The 17,524-nt window shown below is 73.9% G+C and carries 19 protein-coding genes and 1 tRNA gene; 13 read left to right on the forward strand and 7 right to left on the reverse strand.

The genetic code is table 11. The features are described 5' to 3' along the window. Positions 1 to 5: 5 nt before the first annotated feature. From C6361_RS12070 to C6361_RS12085, 4 genes are all read left to right on the forward strand, one after another. Positions 6 to 1,172 carry a hypothetical protein gene (locus C6361_RS12070; RefSeq protein WP_159079300.1) on the forward strand — a complete coding sequence of 389 codons (1,167 nt, stop codon included), beginning with the start codon at positions 6 to 8 and terminating at the stop codon, positions 1,170 to 1,172. 10 nt (positions 1,173 to 1,182) lie between these two features. After that, positions 1,183 to 2,082 (forward strand): PHP domain-containing protein, encoded by a 900-nt coding sequence (locus tag C6361_RS12075; protein ID WP_107267795.1) that lies wholly within the window; start codon positions 1,183 to 1,185, stop codon positions 2,080 to 2,082. A gap of 40 nt (positions 2,083 to 2,122) precedes the next feature. Next, a complete protein-coding gene (locus C6361_RS12080) occupies positions 2,123 to 2,737 on the forward strand; it encodes a MarC family protein (protein WP_107257707.1) in 615 nt (204 codons plus the stop codon). A gap of 132 nt (positions 2,738 to 2,869) precedes the next feature. Continuing rightward, positions 2,870 to 3,811, forward strand: coding sequence for a RecB family exonuclease (locus tag C6361_RS12085; RefSeq protein WP_369931381.1), 942 nt, complete (start codon positions 2,870 to 2,872; stop codon positions 3,809 to 3,811). Between the two features lie 116 nt (positions 3,812 to 3,927). Here the strand turns inward: C6361_RS12085 and C6361_RS12090 are convergent, their stop codons facing one another. Further along, positions 3,928 to 4,353: a Fur family transcriptional regulator gene (locus tag C6361_RS12090; protein ID WP_107257708.1), complete on the reverse strand. Its 426-nt coding sequence runs from the start codon at positions 4,351 to 4,353 to the stop codon at positions 3,928 to 3,930. 211 nt (positions 4,354 to 4,564) lie between these two features. Here C6361_RS12090 and C6361_RS12095 point away from each other — a divergent pair, with 211 nt between their 5' ends. Further along, the gene (locus C6361_RS12095; RefSeq protein ID WP_107270903.1) at positions 4,565 to 5,050 is read left to right on the forward strand and encodes a DUF2231 domain-containing protein; all 486 of its coding nucleotides are present in this window, start codon (positions 4,565 to 4,567) and stop codon (positions 5,048 to 5,050) included. A 31-nt stretch (positions 5,051 to 5,081) separates the two neighbouring features. On the opposite strand, the gene C6361_RS12100 is transcribed toward C6361_RS12095, so the two are convergent. After that, positions 5,082 to 5,420, reverse strand: coding sequence for a hypothetical protein (locus tag C6361_RS12100; RefSeq protein ID WP_107267796.1), 339 nt, complete (start codon positions 5,418 to 5,420; stop codon positions 5,082 to 5,084). Between the two features lie 93 nt (positions 5,421 to 5,513). Here C6361_RS12100 and C6361_RS12105 point away from each other — a divergent pair, with 93 nt between their 5' ends. Further along, entirely contained in the window at positions 5,514 to 5,699 is a 186-nt protein-coding gene (locus tag C6361_RS12105) for a hypothetical protein (protein WP_107267797.1), read from the forward strand. Between the two features lie 48 nt (positions 5,700 to 5,747). On the opposite strand, the gene C6361_RS37580 is transcribed toward C6361_RS12105, so the two are convergent. The 3 genes from C6361_RS37580 to C6361_RS12120 form a co-directional block, all read right to left on the reverse strand. After that, positions 5,748 to 6,368, reverse strand: coding sequence for a flagellar biosynthesis protein FlgA (locus tag C6361_RS37580; RefSeq protein ID WP_199853329.1), 621 nt, complete (start codon positions 6,366 to 6,368; stop codon positions 5,748 to 5,750). Between the two features lie 196 nt (positions 6,369 to 6,564). Further along, positions 6,565 to 6,957, reverse strand: a complete 393-nt coding sequence (locus C6361_RS12115) for an FmdB family zinc ribbon protein (protein WP_107267798.1) — start codon at positions 6,955 to 6,957, stop codon at positions 6,565 to 6,567. 151 nt (positions 6,958 to 7,108) lie between these two features. Beyond that, positions 7,109 to 7,723, reverse strand: coding sequence for a 5-formyltetrahydrofolate cyclo-ligase (locus tag C6361_RS12120; protein WP_107267799.1), 615 nt, complete (start codon positions 7,721 to 7,723; stop codon positions 7,109 to 7,111). A gap of 83 nt (positions 7,724 to 7,806) precedes the next feature. On the opposite strand from C6361_RS12120, the gene C6361_RS38140 reads away from it, so the two are divergent. From C6361_RS38140 to C6361_RS12155, 6 genes are all read left to right on the forward strand, one after another. After that, complete coding sequence (locus C6361_RS38140) at positions 7,807 to 10,698, forward strand: diguanylate cyclase (RefSeq protein ID WP_369931382.1); 2,892 nt, start codon at positions 7,807 to 7,809, stop codon at positions 10,696 to 10,698. A gap of 9 nt (positions 10,699 to 10,707) precedes the next feature. Continuing rightward, positions 10,708 to 11,664: a UTP--glucose-1-phosphate uridylyltransferase gene (locus C6361_RS12135; protein ID WP_107257713.1), complete on the forward strand. Its 957-nt coding sequence runs from the start codon at positions 10,708 to 10,710 to the stop codon at positions 11,662 to 11,664. 22 nt (positions 11,665 to 11,686) lie between these two features. Beyond that, complete coding sequence (gene glp / locus C6361_RS12140; protein WP_107257714.1) at positions 11,687 to 13,006, forward strand: gephyrin-like molybdotransferase Glp; 1,320 nt, start codon at positions 11,687 to 11,689, stop codon at positions 13,004 to 13,006. Positions 13,007 to 13,199: 193 nt separating this feature from the next. Next, positions 13,200 to 13,841: a GNAT family N-acetyltransferase gene (locus tag C6361_RS12145; protein WP_107257715.1), complete on the forward strand. Its 642-nt coding sequence runs from the start codon at positions 13,200 to 13,202 to the stop codon at positions 13,839 to 13,841. Between the two features lie 215 nt (positions 13,842 to 14,056). Continuing rightward, a complete protein-coding gene (locus C6361_RS12150; RefSeq protein WP_199853330.1) occupies positions 14,057 to 14,959 on the forward strand; it encodes a hypothetical protein in 903 nt (300 codons plus the stop codon). 98 nt (positions 14,960 to 15,057) lie between these two features. After that, positions 15,058 to 15,131: transfer RNA gene (locus C6361_RS12155), tRNA-Ala, on the forward strand. A 115-nt stretch (positions 15,132 to 15,246) separates the two neighbouring features. Here C6361_RS12155 and C6361_RS12160 read toward each other — a convergent pair. Further along, positions 15,247 to 16,194 (reverse strand): toll/interleukin-1 receptor domain-containing protein, encoded by a 948-nt coding sequence (locus tag C6361_RS12160; RefSeq protein WP_107267800.1) that lies wholly within the window; start codon positions 16,192 to 16,194, stop codon positions 15,247 to 15,249. Positions 16,195 to 16,379: 185 nt separating this feature from the next. Here C6361_RS12160 and C6361_RS12165 point away from each other — a divergent pair, with 185 nt between their 5' ends. Next, entirely contained in the window at positions 16,380 to 16,613 is a 234-nt protein-coding gene (locus C6361_RS12165; protein WP_107267801.1) for a hypothetical protein, read from the forward strand. Between the two features lie 52 nt (positions 16,614 to 16,665). On the opposite strand, the gene C6361_RS12170 is transcribed toward C6361_RS12165, so the two are convergent. Beyond that, on the reverse strand, positions 16,666 to 17,493 hold the full coding sequence (locus C6361_RS12170; RefSeq protein WP_107267802.1) for an SGNH/GDSL hydrolase family protein: 828 nt from the start codon (positions 17,491 to 17,493) through the stop codon (positions 16,666 to 16,668). Between the last annotated feature and the right edge of the window lie 31 nt (positions 17,494 to 17,524).

Below are 17,524 nucleotides of genomic sequence, written 5' to 3' on the forward strand. Positions count from 1 at the left end.
CGCCGATGCTGGAAGATTCGCTGCGCGACATGTTCGCCACCCGGGTCGACACACCGCCGGTGGCCGACGACCCGGCCGGCAGGGTGATCCAACGGGGTCGGCTCGCCCGCCGACGCCGCGCCGTCAGCTCGCTGGCGGCGGTGGCGGCCGCGCTGGTCCTGGTCACCGCCGGTGCCGCCTCGCTCGGCGGCGGATGGCTGCTCGAACGGCCGTCCAACGGACCCGCCGCCGGCTTCGAGGTGGACTCGCTGGCCGAGGTCACGGTCGGGCCGGTGCAGCCGCCGACCCCCGGCCGGGAAACCGGGGTAGGACTCGACATCCGCAGCGGCGACCAGCTCTGGACCACCGACGGCCGGCGGCTGAGCCTGGCCGGCGTCGGCGAGGTGACCCGGGTCTACCGGGTGCCGGGCGGCTGGGTGTACGCCGGGGCCCGGCAGGTCAGGTTCCTCCGGCCAGACGGCACCTCGGTGGCGCTCAGCGGCGAGGACGACCGGTGGGCGCTGAGCGCCGACGGCGACCGGCTGGCCTTCCAACTCGACACCACCCTGTACCTCGCCCGGGTCGGCCCGACCGGGCTGGCCCTGATGGACCACGTCGAGGTGCCCGCCGGCACCTGGCCGGTGGCGGTCACCGCCGACCGGGTGGTGGTCTCCGACGGCTCCCGGGGCTACGGCTTCCTCGACCTGGCCCACCCGGCCCGGCAACCGACCCGCAACGCGGACGTGACGGCGATCTACGGGGTACGCGCCGACGGTGTCGTCGGGCTGGTCCGGGAGGAGAGCGGGAACCGGCGCTGCCTGGCCAGGCTCGCCTCGACCGGCGGGAAACTGCAACCGGTGCGCAGTGGCGGTTGCGGGCTCGGCCTGCGCGCCGAGGCCCCCGACGGCGGCCTCGCCCCGGGCGGCCGATGGCTCGCCGAGCGGCGCGGTGCCGAGGTCGCGCTGATCGACATCGACCGGGTACTGAACGGCGGCGACACCGTCGTCGCCTGCCCGGCCGCCGGTGACGTGCCGCCGGTCTGGGCCGACGACCGGACGGTGGTGACCGGGGACGAGAGGCAGGTCGTACGCTGCCGCACCGACGGCACCGAGGAGATCGTGCCGCTGCCCGACGGAGTCTCGGAGAAGTGGCAGCTCGTGCCGAGGCTGACCGCCCCGGCCGACGGCCGGTAGCCTCGGCCCGGTGACGTCCCGCCAGTCCGAGGCGCCCGACCACGCAGGCCGGGTCCGGATCGACCTGCACGCCCACTCGACCGCCAGCGACGGCACCTGCACGCCCGAGGAACTCGTCCGGGCCGCCCGGGCGACCGGGCTCGACGTACTGGCCATCACCGACCACGACACCACCGGAGGCTGGGACCGGGCCGCCGCCGCCCGGCCGCCGGGACTCACCCTGGTCCGGGGCGCCGAACTCTCCTGCCGCTGGTACGGCACCGAGCCGTCGATCCCGCTGCACCTGCTCGGCTACCTCTTCGACCCGGAGTCGCCGGAGCTGGTGGCCGAGCTGACCCGGGTACGCGCCGCCCGCGAGGTACGCGGCGAACGCATCGTCGAACTGCTCCGGGCCGACGGCATCGACGTCGACTGGGCGGAGATCCGGGACGCCGCCGGGGGTGGCACGGTGGGCCGGCCGCACATCGCGCAGGCGCTGATCCGGGCCGGCCTGGTGGCGACCACCGCCGAGGCGTTCGCCCCGCACTGGCTCGGTGAGCGCTACCGGCTGCCCAAGGACGACATCGACGTGTTCCGGGCGGTCCGGCTGATCCGGCAGGCCGGCGGGGTGCCGGTGATGGCCCACCCGAGGGCGACCAGGCGGGGGCGGATCGTGCCCGACTCGTTGATCGTCGAGTTGGCCGCAGCCGGGCTGGCCGGGCTGGAGGCGGAGCACGAGGACCACTCGCCGGCCGAGCGGGACGCCGTACGGGCCCTCGCCGCTGAGCTGGGACTGCTGGTCACCGGCTCCTCCGACTTCCACGGTGCGCACAAGAGCGTCCGGCTCGGCGCGTACACCACCGAGGTCGAGGCGTACGAGCGGATCCTCGCGGCGAGCAGCGGGGTCGGGGTACTCGCCGACCCGGGCTGACCTCGGCGGATGCGGCTCGGCGTCCGGCTAACGTGATCACGTGAACATGAAGCTGCTCGGCGAGGTCCTGCTGACCCTGCTGGTGATCACGGACCCACCGGGCATGGTGCCGATCTTCCTCGCCCTGACCGGCCAGATGCCGGCCCGGGAACGGGTACGCGCCGCGTGGCAGGCGGTGGCGCTCGCCCTCGGGGTGATCGTCGTGTTCGCGGTAGCCGGGCAGACCCTGCTGGACTATCTGCACATCGACCTGCCGGCGTTGCAGGGCGCCGGTGGCCTGCTGCTGCTGTTGGTCGCGTTGGAACTGCTCACCGGCAAGGCCGACGACCCCGGCCAGCAGAACACCTCGAACATCGCGCTGGTGCCGCTCGGTACGCCCCTGCTGGCCGGTCCCGGCGCGATCGTCGCCACGATGCTCTTCGTACAGCGCGCCGAGGGCACGGCGGACTACCTGGCGATCGGGGTCGGCATCGTCGCGGTGATGGTGGCGGTCTGGCTGATCCTGCGCTTCTCCGGGATCGTGGTCAGGGTGCTCCGGCCGGCCGGGATCGAGGTGCTGACCCGGATCGCCGGCCTGCTGCTCGCCGCGATCGCGGTGCAGTTGATCGCCGACTCCGTCGCCGCCTTCGTCACCGCACACCTGCACGCCTCCTGAGCGTTCCGCTGACTCCGGTCGCCGCCCTCCCGTCCCGCCCTCGGCGGGCGTGCCTCTGCCGACACGTGTCGTCCGGGGGCGGGCGGGTGGCGGATCGACGGGGGTGTCGGACCGGCATGGCAGGATCGGGGCGTGCGAAGGCCATCGTCCGCCGGCAACCGGACCCCTCGACCACGTGGCGCCCAGCCCGAGCAGTTGGGGTTCGACGGGATGCCCGAGCGCCTCTTCGTCTGCACGCCGAGCAAGCTCGGCACGTACACGGACTGCCCGCGCCGCTACCGCTACTCCTATCTCGACCGGCCGGCGCCGCCCAAGGGGCCGCCGTGGGCGCACAACTCCCTCGGCGCGAGCGTGCACACCGCACTGCGTAACTGGTATGCGCTGCCGCCCGACCGCCGCCGCCCCGAGGCGCTGCCGACGCTGCTCAAGGGCACCTGGGTCCGGGAGGGCTACCGCGACGAGGAGCAGGAGCGGGCGATCTTCCGCAGGGCACTGGAGTGGCTCGAGTCCTACGTGGAGACGCTCGACCCCGCCGACGAGCCGTTGGGGGTGGAGCGGGTGGTGGCGGTCAAGACCGCCGTGCTGGCGTTCAACGGTCGCGCCGACCGGATCGACTCGCGCACCGGCCCGGACGGTACGGAGTTGGTGATCGTCGACTACAAGACCGGGCGTACCGGCCTGGACTCCGACGATGCCCGTGGCTCCCAGGCGCTCGCGCTCTACGCCTACGCGGCCGAGCGGGTCTTCCGCAAGCCGTGCCGGCGGGTGGAGCTGCACCACCTGCCGACCCGGACGGTGGCCGGGCACGACCACACCGAGGAATCGCTCGCCCGGCAACTCGCCCGGGCCGAGGACACCGCCCGGGACATCATCGCCGCCGAGCGGGCGGTCGCCGACGGCACGGACCCGGACGAGGCCTTTCCGGTCTCGCCCGGCATCCGGTGCGGCTGGTGCGACTACCGCCGCAGTTGCCCGGCCGGTGCGGACGCCCCCGAGCGCGAGCCCTGGTCGGCGGTGGAACGCGCCCTCGTGCCGGTCGAGCCGGGCGACGGCGGGCACGCCGAGACGGCGTGACGCGCCGACGGGTGCCTCGCCCGCGTTCCGGTGCCCTCCGGCCAGTGCCGCCCGTCCGACGGCGGCGGCGGGTGGCTCTGGGCGCGGCGCGGCCGGGTCGCTGGGCGCGGCCGTGATCAGTCGTCGGTGGCCCGGCGCGACTGGCAGCTCGGGCAGAGGCCCCAGTAGGTGACCTCGGCCTCGTCGACCTGGAAGCCGTACGCGGTCACCGGGTCGAGGCAGGGTGCGGAACCGACCGCGCAGTCCACGTCGGCGATCTCGCCACAGCCCCGGCAGACGACATGGTGGTGGTTGTCGCCGACCCGCGCCTCGTACCGGGCGGGTGACCCGGCCGGCTCGATCCGGCGGGAGAGACCGGCCCGGGAGAGCGCACCCAGTACGTCGTAGATCGCCTGCGTGGAGACCGAGTCGAGGCGTTGCCGGACCCGCTGGGTGATCTCCTCCACCTCCAGGTGCCCGCCGGCGGCCAGCACCTCGAGTACGGCGAGGCGCGGTCGGGTGACCCGAAGGCCCCTCGACCGGAGCAGTTCCTCGCCAGTCATCTCACTATCACAGCACGTCGATGGGGACCCAACAAGGCGGATGCGAGTCGATCGTGGCGCCCGCCACACGTACCCGGTGTCGCACCCGAGGTGGAACCCGGCTGAACCGCCCCGGCTCGATCCCCGTGTACCGGTATAGGTCGCGGATGACGTGATCGAATCTTCGTACCGTCCGTTGGCTCCCGTCGGGAGCGGTAGCAAGGAGGCGTCGGTGTTCAGGGAAGTCATGGGTCTCCCCGCACACGCGTTGCTGGTGCACGCGGCCGTCGTCTTCGTGCCGCTGCTCGCGCTGGTCTCCACCGGGTACGCCGTGCTGCCCCGGTTCCGCAACCGGCTCGACTGGGCGGCGGCGGTGTTGGCGGTGGCCGCGCCGGTCGCCGCCTTCTTCGCGGTGCAGTCCGGTGAGGAACTCCAGGAGGTACTGACCGCCAAGGGTTACGGCCCGGAGATCCTGCAGAAGGTGGTGGAGCACCAGGGGTACGGCGAACTGACCCTCTGGTGGAGTCTCGCCCTCGGCGTGGTGACGCTGGTGCTGCTGGTGGTGACCAGCCCCCGGTTCACCCGGGAGCGGTCCCTGCCGGTCTGGCTCAACCTGCTGCTCGGCGCGGTCGTGGTGGTGCTCGCCGCGCTCAACGTCTGGTACGTCTACCTCACCGGGGACACCGGCGCCGAGGCGGTCTGGCAGGGCGTCCTCTAGCGGGGCGTGCTGCGGTCCCGGCCGCCGGTCGTCAGAAGAGGGCCCGGGAGCAGAGCAGGCACATCAGCACCAGTACCACCGCGCCGCCGACCATGCCGACGCCGTAGGTCAGCGTCCGTGCGCTCCCCTCCTCGGCGTCCAGCGCGGCATGGTCCTGGCCCGGCAGTGGCCGTGGCGGCGCCGGCTGTACGTGCAGCGGTGGGCGCCAGCCCGGCGGCGGGGTGATGCTCGGCGGTGGGCCGGGATAGTGGATCTCGGGTACCGGTGGCGGCGCCGGGGACCCTGCCGCGGACTCCGGGGCGTCGGCGGGCGGTCCGGTGGGTCGACGCCAGAAGGCGTCATCGGCGGAGTTCCCGCTCTGCGTCGTCACGCTGTCCGACGCTACCAACCTGAGCCCTCCGCGGCCCCTCGCCGGCGGTCACCGACGGGGCTGGCGACCCGGCCTCCCGGGTACGCTTGCCGGGTGTCCGGGACGGAGCAGCAGCACAGCACGAGCGGCGGGCGGGACGACGAGCGGCCGGTCAGGTCGACCGGTGACCGTCGGATGCCGCCGGAGCAGTCGGTGGACGACACCGACCGGGGCTGGGGCGAGCGGCCGGACTCCAACGACGAGCGGCTACTCGCCGATCGGCCACCGCACTGGGGCTGACCGCCTGCCCCCTCCGGCACCCGTCGACGGGCTCCGGTCGCGACGCGGCTACGAGCGAACGATGATCGCGAAGCGGGTGGATTCCGGCATCCCGACCGCCCGGTGGGCCTGGTCGGGGCGGAGCGCCAGGTAGATGGCGCTGGCCGCGCCGTCGGTCTGGCCCGGCCCGAGTACGTCGAGTACCAGCACCCGGGTGGCCAGTACGGTCGGCTTCGGGGACCGGCCCGCCTGGTCGCCGCCGGGCGCCGCGAGGAGATCCACCCGGGCTCCCGGCCGGGCCACGGTCAGCGCCGCCGGTTCGGCGAGCCGGATCGGCACCCCCACGGTCCCCTCCGGCACCGGCACCCCGCTCGGCGCTGCCGGCGCACCCGGCGACCCGCCGGGTCGTGCCGCCGGCCCGCTCCCCGCCGGGCTCGCCCCGGCCGGCCCGTCGGACCCCGTGCCGACGACCGGCGCAGCGGACCGGGACGGACCGACCTCGCCCCCGGTGGGGCCGGCCGACGGCGCGGGACAGGTCGAGGTCGGCTCGCGCAGGTAGAGCGCACCGAGCGCGAGCGTCACCAGGGCGACCACCAGCAGCCAGCGCAGTATCGAGCCGGCGCCGGGGCGTGCCCAGCGGGCCGGGCTCAGCGTGCCGTCCCGACGGGTGGGCGTACGGTCGAGCGCCACGGCGAACCTCCCTCGCCCGGCGACGCCAGCGAGGTCGGCGCCGTCCGGTGCGCAGCAGGCTAGGCGAGGTCGGCCCGGGGAGGCGGCGGATAACTCACAGCCTGTGGATAACTCGGAGGGCTGTGGATAACTCGTCGGAGCGCGACGGCGACGTCGACCCCCGACGGGTCGGGCGAGGGCGGCAGGTCGGCGGCCGTCAGGTCGAGCTGGTCGAGGAGGAGGAGGCCGCCTTCGGCTTGCTGGCGGACCCGCTCGACGCGCCGTTGGCCGAGCCGGAGGCTCCGCCGCTGCCGGACGTGCCGGACGTGCCGCCGCCGGTCGAACCCGAGTCGCCGCCGGAGCCGGTCTTCGCGGAGTCGCTCTTCGACGAGTCGGACTTGCTCGCCGCGGCGCCGCCACCCTCCGAACCGTTGCTCCGGGAGTCGGTCCGATAGAAGCCGGAGCCCTTGAAGACGATGCCGACGGAGTTGAAGAGCTTGCGCAGGCGACCCTCGCACGCCGGGCACTCGGTCAACGGCTCGTCGGTGAAGGACTGCACCGCCTCGAGCTGGTGGCCGCACTCGGTGCAGGCGTACTGGTAGGTGGGCACGTTCCCCTCCGGATCTTGCAGCCTGTTGGCACTCGACGTATCCGAGTGCCAATGGTGCGGCATCGTACCCGTTTTCGTCCAGCCGAAGTGTCCAGGCCGACGCCGGGCGGGACTCCGACCGGCCGCCCGGCAACGCGAGCAGCGGGAGCCGTCAACCGGGCCCCACGTGCTGGAACCCGCCGGAAGGGGTGATCACGGCGCGTACCGGACGGTCATGATCCATCGCCGGCACCGAGTCGACCAGCTCGCCGTCGTGCAACAGCGCCACGGTGAGAGCGCCGGGCGCGACCCGGGCCAGGGCGCGGTCGTACGAGCCGCCGCCGCGACCGAGCCGGAGACCGCGCCGGTCGACCGCCACCGCCGGTACGACGACCAGCCCGGCGGAGCCGATCGCACCCGGACCGAGCCGGTCGGTACGGGGCTCCCGCAGCCCCCGACCGGCCGCGACCAGTGAACCCGGTCCGGCGTACGGCGCCCAGTCCAGGTCGAGGTCCGGGCGGAGTACCGGCAGCAGGAGTCGCCCGGCCGGTCCCAGCGCGGCGACCAACTCGTCCGGCAACCCGGCCCCGCCCGGCTCGCTCCCGACCGGCACGTAACCGGTGATCAGGCGTGGTCGTACCCGCTGGACCAGGGCGCGCAGCTCGGCCCGGAGGCGCTCGGCGGCGGCCAGCCGGGCCGGAGCCGACAGCGCCCGGCGCCGGGCCAGCACGGTGGTCCGGAGCGCGATCTTGCGCGGACCGACACCTTCATCCGAAAAATCCGGCACGTAACACTCCCGGGGCCAGGCCGGTTAACCAATGCGGTTGGGTCAGCATCGCAGCATCGGGTGCCGAGCTTCCGGGGGGATGAGTGACGCTGCGCGGACGGTTGACCACAGCTTTCCTCGCCGTCGTGCTCGGGCCGGTGCTGCTCGGCGCGCTCTCCGTCGCCGGTACGGTCGCCACGGCAAGCCGTCACCAGGCCGAACACCGGCTCAACCTCGCCGCCGAAGCCGTCCGTACGTCGGTCGGCGCGCTCTGTCGACAGTTGCACGCCACGGCCGGCGCGCTGGCCGTACTCGCCGATCCGACCAGCCGGACCGGCGCGGCTGGCGAGGTGGTGACCCGGGGGCTGGCGGACGCGGTCGTGATCCTCGGTTCGGCCGACACGGTCGAGTTCGTCACCCCGGCGGCACCCGCCCGCCCCTGGGCCTCCTGCGACGGCGCCGCCGGCACCGGCCCGGCACCCCGTGCCCTGGCGGCCCGGGTCGAACTCCGGGACGGCTCGGGAGCGGTGACCGGCGCGGTCTGGACCGCACAGGCCCTCGACGCGGCGTTCGTCCGCCGGCTCGCCAGCGCCAGCGGAACGGCGGTGACGCTGCTGCGCGAGGTGCCCGCGCCGGCCGTGACCTCCCCGGGGCCGTCGCCGTCGGGCCCGGTCCCCGAACCGGATCCCGTCCCCGAACCGGACCCCGTCCCCGAACCGGGGCTCGCGTTTCCGGTGCCCGGACCCGTCGGCAGTGCCGCGCCGCACACCGTCGCCTCGTCGGTCTCCTCGTCGGCCGGTTCCTCGGCCGGTTCGTCCGCCGGAACCGCGGTGCCCGGCGGCGCAGTTCCGGACGCCGGACCGCAGGGGGCCGAGTCACCGAGTACCGAGTCGACCGGTTCCCGGGCGGCCGTGCTCGCCGCCGCCCGGCGGATCTCCGGGGACAAGGTCGTCCAGGCGAACGGGGGCCGGTACGTCCGGCGGGTCGGTCCGGCACCCGGTCAGCCGCTGCCGCTGGTGCTGTCGGTACCCCGGGACCCGCCGATGACCCGGTACGGACCCCTGGCGATCGTCGTACTCCTCGCCGGGGTGTTCGCGGTGCTCGCCGCCGGCCGGCTGGCCCGGTCGACCACCCGGCCACTGGCCGAACTGGCCCGCGCCGCCGACCGGGTCGCCGAGGGTGACCTGGCGACCCGGGTACCGGTCCGGTCGCCGGACGAGGTCGGCCGGCTCGCCGACAGCTTCAACCGGATGACCCGGGAGGCGGAGTCCTACCTCCGGGCGCTGGTGGTCAGTCGGCACCAGCTGCGCGAGCAGCTCGCCGTGCTCGGCGACACCCTGGCCAGCTCGCACGACCTGCACCGGATCTTCGAGTTGCTGCTCCGGGCCGCGATGGCGGCGACCGGGGCCCGGGCCGGCGTGGTGCTGCTGCTCGACCCGAGGACGGGAGTCCTGGTCAGCCAGTGCACCGAGGGTCTCGACCGACGCGGTGTCGGGCTCGGCCCACCGGCATCGGCGGCCGGCTACGGGGTGGCGTCGTCCGGCAGCGGGGCGGCGTCGTCCGGCAGCGGGGCGGCGTCGTCCGGCACACCCGTCCCCGGGGGCCCGGCGGACGCCGGGACAGCCGGCCCGGCCGACGGCGGGACAGTCGGCGCCGGGGCCGGCGGGGCGGCGGTTCCGCCGGGCGGCGGGGCATCCGGTCCGGGGCCCAGTCGGGGGAGCGGGTCGGTGGGCGCGGACCGGGGCCGACCGGCCGACGAACGGCGGCGGCACGGCGATCCACCGGCGCTGCGGGTACCGCTCGGCAAGGGACTGCTCGGCACCGTCGTGGCCACCGGTGAGCCGCGCCGGGGCCGGCTGGACCGGGACGGTCCGCGTCTCTACGGCCGCGAGCCGCGCTGCCGGACCTACGTCGCGGTGCCGCTGCCGTCCTCCGGTACCGCCGGTCAGACGGGGTATCCGGGGGCGGAGCCGGGGACCGGTACCCCGCCGCTGCGCCCGGCGACCGCCGCCGGCTGGCCGGGTACCGGTGCCGAGCCGGGTACCGCCCGTCCGGGGCTGACGTTCGGGGTGGGACGGGTGCCGGTCGGCGGGCGTACCCCGGTCGGCGTACTGGCCCTCTACGACCGGCTCGGCGCGGACGAGTTCGACGACGTCGACCTGGTCACCCTGGGTACCTTCGCCGACCACGCGGCGGTGGCGGTGGAGAACATCCGGATGCACGAGGAGGCGCAGCGGCTCTCCCTGACCGACCCGCTGACCGGGCTCTGGAACTACCGCTACCTCAAGGAGTCGATCCGGCGGGAGATCGAACGGGCCAGCCGGTTCGGCCGGATGCTCAGCGTGCTCGCCCTCGACCTCGACCGGTTCAAGGAGGTCAACGACACCTACGGGCACGCCGCCGGGGACGCGGTGCTGGCCGAGTTCGCCCAGCGGATCCGGGGCGCGATGCGGGAGGTGGACCTCGCCTTCCGGCAGGGCGGCGAGGAGTTCGTGGTCCTGCTGCCGGAGACGGATGCCCGGGGCGCGGCGACGGTGGCGGAACGGCTCGGCGCGGCCGTCCGGGAGACCCCGATGGCGATCCGTCCCCGGCCCGGCGCGGTCGCCCCGGTCCGGGCCCTGGTCTCGGTCACCGTGTCGATCGGGGTCGCCGTCTATCCCGACCACGCCGCCACCGGCCCGCAACTGCTGGTCGCGGCCGACGAGGCGCTCTACGCGGCGAAGGCGGCGGGCCGCAACACGTACCAGATGGCCACGGCCAGCCACCCGGCCACGCCCGGCGGCCGACCGACCGTCGAGGAGATCCCGGTCCGGACCGGCGCGGCGACGCCGGACGACGGGCTGCCCTGGGCCGGCGGCCGGCCGATGCCCGGCGCGGGCGCCGGCTGGCCGACCCGGGCGGGGCGGTCGGCCGGGGACGGACCGGTCACCGCGGACGGCGGCCCGGACGGCGCGTTATCCGGGCCACAACCGCCGCGCCAGGGCCGTGGCCGATAGTCTCGCGACATGCCGGAGAACGCAGCCACCCCAGCCAACTCCTCGACGTCGACGGCCGGACGACGGGCGGTGAAGGCGGTCATCCCCGCCGCCGGCCTGGCGACCCGGTTCCTTCCCGCCACCAAGGTGGTGCCGAAGGAACTACTGCCGGTCGTCGACCGTCCGGTGTTGCAGTACATCGTCGAGGAGGCTGCCCAGGCCGGTATCGACGACGTGCTGCTGATCACCGGCCGGGGCAAGACCGCGATGGTGGACCACTTCGACCGCCGGCCCGACCTGGAGGCGCGGCTGGAGGAGAAGGGCGACCCGGAGCTGCTGGCGGCGGTGCGCCGGCCGGGGGAACTGGCGCAGATCTACACCTGCCGGCAGCCGGAACAGCTCGGCCTGGGCCACGCCGTCGGGTACGCCGAGACGCACGTCGGTGACCAGCCGTTCGCGGTCATGCTCGGCGACGAGTTCGTGAACCTCTCCGAGCCGCTGCTGCCGGCCATGCTGGACCTCCAGGCCCGGACCGGCGGCATCGTGCTCGCCTTCTTCGAGGTGCCGCCGGAGGAGACCAAGCGGTACGGCATCGCGTCGGTGGCGCCGGCCGACAGCAGCTTCGCCGACCTCGGCGAGGTGGTCGAGGTGACCGGGCTGGTGGAGAAGCCGAAGCCGGAGGACGCGCCGAGCAACCTGGCGGTGCTCGGCCGGTACGTGCTGCCCAGCGCGATCTTCGAGGCGATCGGGCGTACCGGAAAGGGCAGCGGCGGGGAGATCCAGCTCACCGACGCGATGGGTCTGCTGCTCAAGGAGGGCATGCCGGTGCACGCGATCGTCTACCGTGGCACCCGCTACGACACCGGCATGCCGCTGGGCTACCTCCAGACGGTGGTGCAACTGGCCTGCGAGCGCGAGGATCTGGGTGCGGAGTTCCGGCAGTGGCTGGGCGAGTTCGTCGCCTCCGACGCCGGCCGCCGCACATGACGGCCCCCGGTGAGGTGACGGTGTGACAGCGACGGCCGATGCCGAGGCGGCCGCCAACGAGCTGACGCCGCTCGCCGACTACCTGGGCAGCGTGCTGCGCAGGTTGCGGGCGCTTCCCCCGCTCGACCTCGACCTCACCCAGGCGTACGGCAACGTGCTCGCCGAGGACGTCGTGGCGCCGCACGCCTATCCGGCCTTCGACCAGGCGGCCATCGACGGGTACGCGGCGCGCTGGGAGGACATCTCCGGCGCGGGGCGTACCGGCGGGGTGGCCGGCGGTTACGGCCCGAGCCGGCTCGGCGACCCCCGCCCGGTACGGCTCAACGTCGTCGGCGACCTCGGCGCGGCGAGTTGGCGGCCGGTGCGGCTGACCCCGGGAGCCTGCTTCTCGGTGGCGGCCGGTTCGCCGCTGCCGATCGCCGCCGACGTGGTGGTGCCGGTGGAGTGGACCGACCAGGGCATGGCGGCGGTGGAGATCTTCCGGACCCCGAAGCGCGGCTACGGGCTGCGCCGGGCCGGGGAGGAGCTGCCGGCCGGTACCCTGCTGGCCCGCTCCGGCTCGTACATCTCGCCGGCCCTGGTCGCGGTCTTCGCGGCGACCGGCATCGGGCACGTGGTGGTCCGGCCGAGTCCCCGGGTGGTGGTCGTGGCGACCGGGGACGAGCTGGTCGACGTCGGTCGGGCCAGCCAGCCGGGGCAGGTGGTCGACATCAACTCGCACGCGCTGACGGCGGCGGCGGCCGAGGTGGGCGCGCTGGCGTACCGGGTGGGCATCTGCGACGACGACCCGGAAGGGCTGCGCGGGCTGCTGGAGGACCAGACCCTCCGGGCCGACCTGATCATCACGACCGGCGGCACCGGCGCCGGCCCGGGTGACATGATCCGCCGGGTACTGTCCCGCCGGGACGGTGGTCGGGCCAGCGCAGTGACCTTCATGGAGGTCGCCCTCTATCCCGGAAGCGCCCTCGGATTCGGTACGGTCGGAGCCGAGGAGGTGCCGGTGGTCTGTCTACCCGGTGAGCCCGGCGCGGCACTGATCGGCTTCGAGGTGCTGGCGAGGCCGGCGATCCAGTTGCTGGCCGGGGCCGAGCCGGTGTTCCGGCCCAGCGTCCGGGCACACCTGCTGGAGACGGTCTCCTCGCCGTCCGGGCTGCGGGAGTTCCGGCCGGCGCACGTGGCCGAGCGGCGCGGCGGGGGCTACACGGTGCAGCCGCTGCGCGGTGGGCCGTACACGCTCTCCGGGCTGGCCGAGGCGAACGGGCTGATGGTGCTCGGCGAGCGGGTGACCAGCGCGGCGGCCGGCTCCACCGTGGACGTGCTGCTGCTGGACCGGCGCCGGTGACGGGACTGCCGCGCTGGCCGACCGCTGCCGGAAGCGGTGCCGGGGCCGTTGCCGGAAGCGGTGTCGGGACCGTTGCCGGGAGCGGTGTCGGGACCGTTGCCGGGAGCGGTGCAACGACCGTTGCCGGGAGCGGTGCCCGGAGCGGTGTCGGAGGGTTGACGAGGGGGCGTGGGGTGCCGACGGGACGCCGGGCGTGAACCTGGCCGCGACCCCGGGCTGGCCGGCCGTACTCCGGGACGGTGCGGTGCTGCTGCGCCCGTACCGGCGCTCGGACGCGGCGGTCTGGTCCGAGGTGCGCTGCGCCAACCAGGCCTGGCTGGCACCCTGGGAGTCGTCCCCGCCCGGTCGGTGGGACGAGATGAACTCTCCGGCCGCGTTCCGCTGGGTGCACCGCGACCAGCGCAGGCAGGCGCGTCACGGCGAGAGCATGCCGTTCGCGGTCTGCCTGGTCGAGGAGGGCCGGGAGCGGCTGGTCGGGCACCTCAACCTGGGCAACATCGTGCGCCGAGCGTTCTGCTCGGCGTACGTCGGCTACTGGGTGGACCGTCGGGTGGCCGGGCGCGGCGTGATCCCGACCGCGATGGCGCTCGCCGTCGACCACGCGTTCGGGCCGGGCGGACTGCACCGGATCGAGGTCAACATCCGGCCGGAGAACGGCCCGTCCCGGCGGGTGGTGGAGAAGCTCGGCTTCCGCGAGGAGGCGTACCACCCCCGCTACATGCACATCGACGGCGCCTGGCGCGACCACATCGGGTACGCGATGACCAGCGAGGAGGTCATCCGGGAGGGCGGTCTGCTGGCCCGCTGGCACCGGCTGCGCACCGCCGCGTCCTGACCTCGCCGCGCCGCCCTGTTGATCTCCTTAGTCGCTGGTCGGCCGGCGCGCCGCACGATATTCCTGGTGTGTCCCCGTAACCTGAAGTAATCGGGACGTGCGGCAACGTCGGACGGACCCGCGGCTCCGGGAGCCCGTCCGCGCCTGCCGTGGACGCACCCGGCGGTGCGGGAGGTGCTCGTCCGGTCGGTTGCCCGAGGTGGGTGACGGGAGGGATGAGGGTGCCGGCCTCGGTGCTCCTCGCCGTCCTCGCCGCAGCCGGTCTGCTCGCCCTCGCGCCGGCACTGGTCCGCCGGTACGACGCCACGGAGCGGCTGGCCGCGGAGCGGGCGCAGTCGACGGCGCGGGTGCTCCAGCGCCATCGACGGCGCCGGAGTGTCCCGGGACGGCAGCCGGTCAACCCGCCGCGTACCCGAATCATTACCCTTCGTGCCGGCGTTCCGCCCGCCGACGGCTCCGCCGAACCCGTCTCGCCGGCCGCCGGCCCCGGCTCGCCGGTCTCCGCGCCGCCGGCCTCCGGCTCATCCGTCTCCGGCTCATCCGTCTCCGGCTCATCCGTCTCCGGGTCTCCGGTCTCCGGGCCGCCGGGGAACGGTCGGCGGAGCCGTCGGCTGCGTTCGGTGCCCCGGACCCCGGGACCGGCCCGACGCCGGCCACCGCCGGCCCGGCACACTCCGGCCGTCTACCGGCGGCGCCGGGTCTTCGCCGCACTGCTGCTGCTCAACTTCGTCGAGCTGGTCGGGGTGGTGCTGGTCAGCCCCGGCTTCTGGATCGGCTTCGCGACCACCGGCACGCTGCTGGCCGCCTACCTCGTACACCTGCGGAGCCGGGCCATCGCCGACCGTCGGCGGCGGCGCCTCCAGGCCCGCGAGGCGGCCTGGCTGGCCGCCCGGCAGGCGGAGGTCCGGCGCGCCCAGGCCCGCCGGGCGCAGGCCCGTCGGGAGGCGCAGCGTCGCCTCGCGGCCCAGCGAGAAGCGGTACGCCGGGCGGCGCTGGGGATGAACCGGATGGCCGACCTGCCGCCGGCGGCCAGTGGGGGTGGCCGGGCGGCGGGCACGGTCTCCTACCGCCGGGCCGGTGGCCTGCGCGGGCGGCCCTACGAGGCCGGCGGACGGTGACCGGCGTCGCGTGACGTGTCGGCGGGGGCTGGTTCGCGCCCGGGGCGGCCGACCTGTTAGCCTTGGCGCCGGCTCGCCGTTCTGGGCGGGTTGGTCAAGGGGCTGTGGCGCAGACCGGTAGCGCACCTCGTTCGCATCGAGGGGGTCAGGGGTTCAAATCCCCTCAGCTCCACCCCGGGTCAAAGGCCGTCTCCGCTCGTCGGATACGGCCTTTTTCGATCTCCGGACGGGCGGACGGCGGGGATCGGCAGGGCCTGACCCGGGCAACGGTGCCGCCGGGACGCGCCCTAGTCGGTCTTTCGCTCCACCGTCCGTACGACATCGCCCTCCTGGTCGTAGAGGATCTCCCGTAGCACGTGGCCGTCCTCGGAGTATTCGAAGAGCTTCCGGGTGTAGCCGTACGACAGGTCGGGTGCCCCCTCCAGCGTCACCACCCGTTCCTCCAGGACATTGTTGTGCCCGTCGTAGTCGAGGACCCGGTATGAACGGGCTCCGGTCTTCTCGACGAACTTCTTCACACGGCGGCCGGTCGCCGGATCATATTCGTACCGCCAGGTGTCGACGTACCGCCATCCGCCGGCACCATCCAACTCGTACATCATGTTTTGGACGACGCGACCGTGCTCGTCGAACGAAAACTGCTTGTAGTGGACGTTCGCGGCGTTGTAGTAGATGTCGGCCCGCGAAACGGTGCCCCGGGTCCAGGTGATGCAGATGCTCGGGCCGGTGGGTGCCACCTGCGTTATCTCGCCGATGCCGACGATTTCTCCGAACGGGGAGATTTCCAGCGCCTTGTACCAGCGCTGACCGGAGAAAAGGTCACTCTGTAGCTGGACCTTCCTGGCGAGCTTGCGCACGTTCTCGGCATAGAGTTTCTTGTTGGTGAAATCCAGGTAGGCCCGGCCTGCGAGGCGGGCCGGCAACGGTTCGTCGACGCGCTGGATGAGGATGGGCAGGATGAAGGACTCGCGCCGCTCGCGGACCATGCGCGCGAAAGCCGTCTCGAACTCGATCCCCCGCACGTAGTACGACCGCAACGATGCCGGAGACAGTGCCAGGCAGAAGTAACGGCTCTGCTCGATGCCCTGCTCGATTGTCAGGTGGATGAGGTCGCCGACCTCGATTTCGATCGTGTCGAGCCAGACGTCGACATGGTGCTCCCGCAAGTCGGCGGCCAGCCTGTCGATGAACCGTTTGTTCTTCCGTGAATATGACAGGAACAGGTCATGGGCCATTGGAGGCTGCTCCAATCCCGTAACGAGCCTGTGCTCAGGGGGAGTCGGTGCTCGGATTTTACCCGACTCCCCCAAGGCGACCGGATCCGGGCGATGCCGACGGACGGGGGCGGGAGGCCAAGATGGAAACGGTGGGCTGGGCGTTCCGGGGCGTATCGGGGATGTCGCGCTCGTAACATGAGGGCGTGGAGTGGGTCACCGTACGCTTCGCGGGCGGTCCGGCCGACGGCACCGCCCGGGAGTTGCCGGCCGCACCGGGCGGCGGGCCGCCGCGCCGCTGGGTACTCAGCAGCAGTCCGGACGGGCCTCCGGAGCAGCCCGGCGTGGACCACCTCTACGAGTTGCGCCCCCAACAGGAGGCGGACGGCTGCTGGACGATGTCCTTCGTCCGCTCCGACCCGGTGGGCATGACCGAGTAGCGCCGCCGGGGGCGGAGGGCCCGTACGGCCCAGGCCGCCGACGGCGTACCGGTCAGGACCTGCGGGCGGCGGCGGCCCGGAGGGCGGTCTCGACGATGCCGGCGTATCCGACGTGGCCGGCCCGGTTCGGGTGGTACGACTCCCCGATCGGGTTGGAGGTGCCGTTCAGCCACTCGACGTCGTCGCAGACCGCGTGCCCGGTGAACGGACCCCGGGCGTCGACGAAGGCGAACCCGTGCGCGGCGGCCCGGGCGGCGATGGTGGTGGCGAGCAGGTCCGCCGCGGCGTTGAGTTCGGCCTGCTCACCGGGGGAGATCCGGGCGATGATGTTGCACTCCTCGCCGTTGAAGAGGCGTGGGTAGCCGACCACCGCGACCCGGGCGTTCGGGGCCAGGCTGCGGATCCGGGAGTAGAGCTGGTCGAGCCGGCCCGGCAGGGTGTTCCGGATGGTGTTCTCCGCACTGTCGATCTGCGACCAGCAGGTGGTCGGCCAGGGCAGCGCGCACTGCACGATCACGGACGACCAGCCGATGTCGTTGCCGCCCGCCTGCACGGTGACGTAGCTGGTGGCCGAGTTCAGGGTGCCGAGCTGCCCGCTGAGCACGCTGGAGGTGGTGGCTCCGGCGCAGGCCGGGAAGCTGAGCGTGGCGCCGAGCCGGGCGGCGTCGAGCGCCGGGTAGGAGTGCCGGGAGCGCTGGCAGGAGCCGCTGTCCGGGTAGTACTCCCGGGTGCCGGTGCCGGAGGCGTACGAGTCGCCGAGCGCGGTGTAGGTGGTCGCCGCCGCCTGCGCGGGTACGGCGGCCAGCGCGACGGTGAGCGTGCTGACGAGTGGAAGGGTGACGGCGGCTAGCAGGGGGACCAGACGACGAGGCAGCGGCATGGCTGTTGGCCTCCTGACATAGGCGAATGTA

The sequence above is a fragment of the Plantactinospora sp. BC1 genome (genome assembly GCF_003030345.1).
Taxonomy (GTDB): Bacteria; Actinomycetota; Actinomycetes; order Mycobacteriales; family Micromonosporaceae; genus Plantactinospora.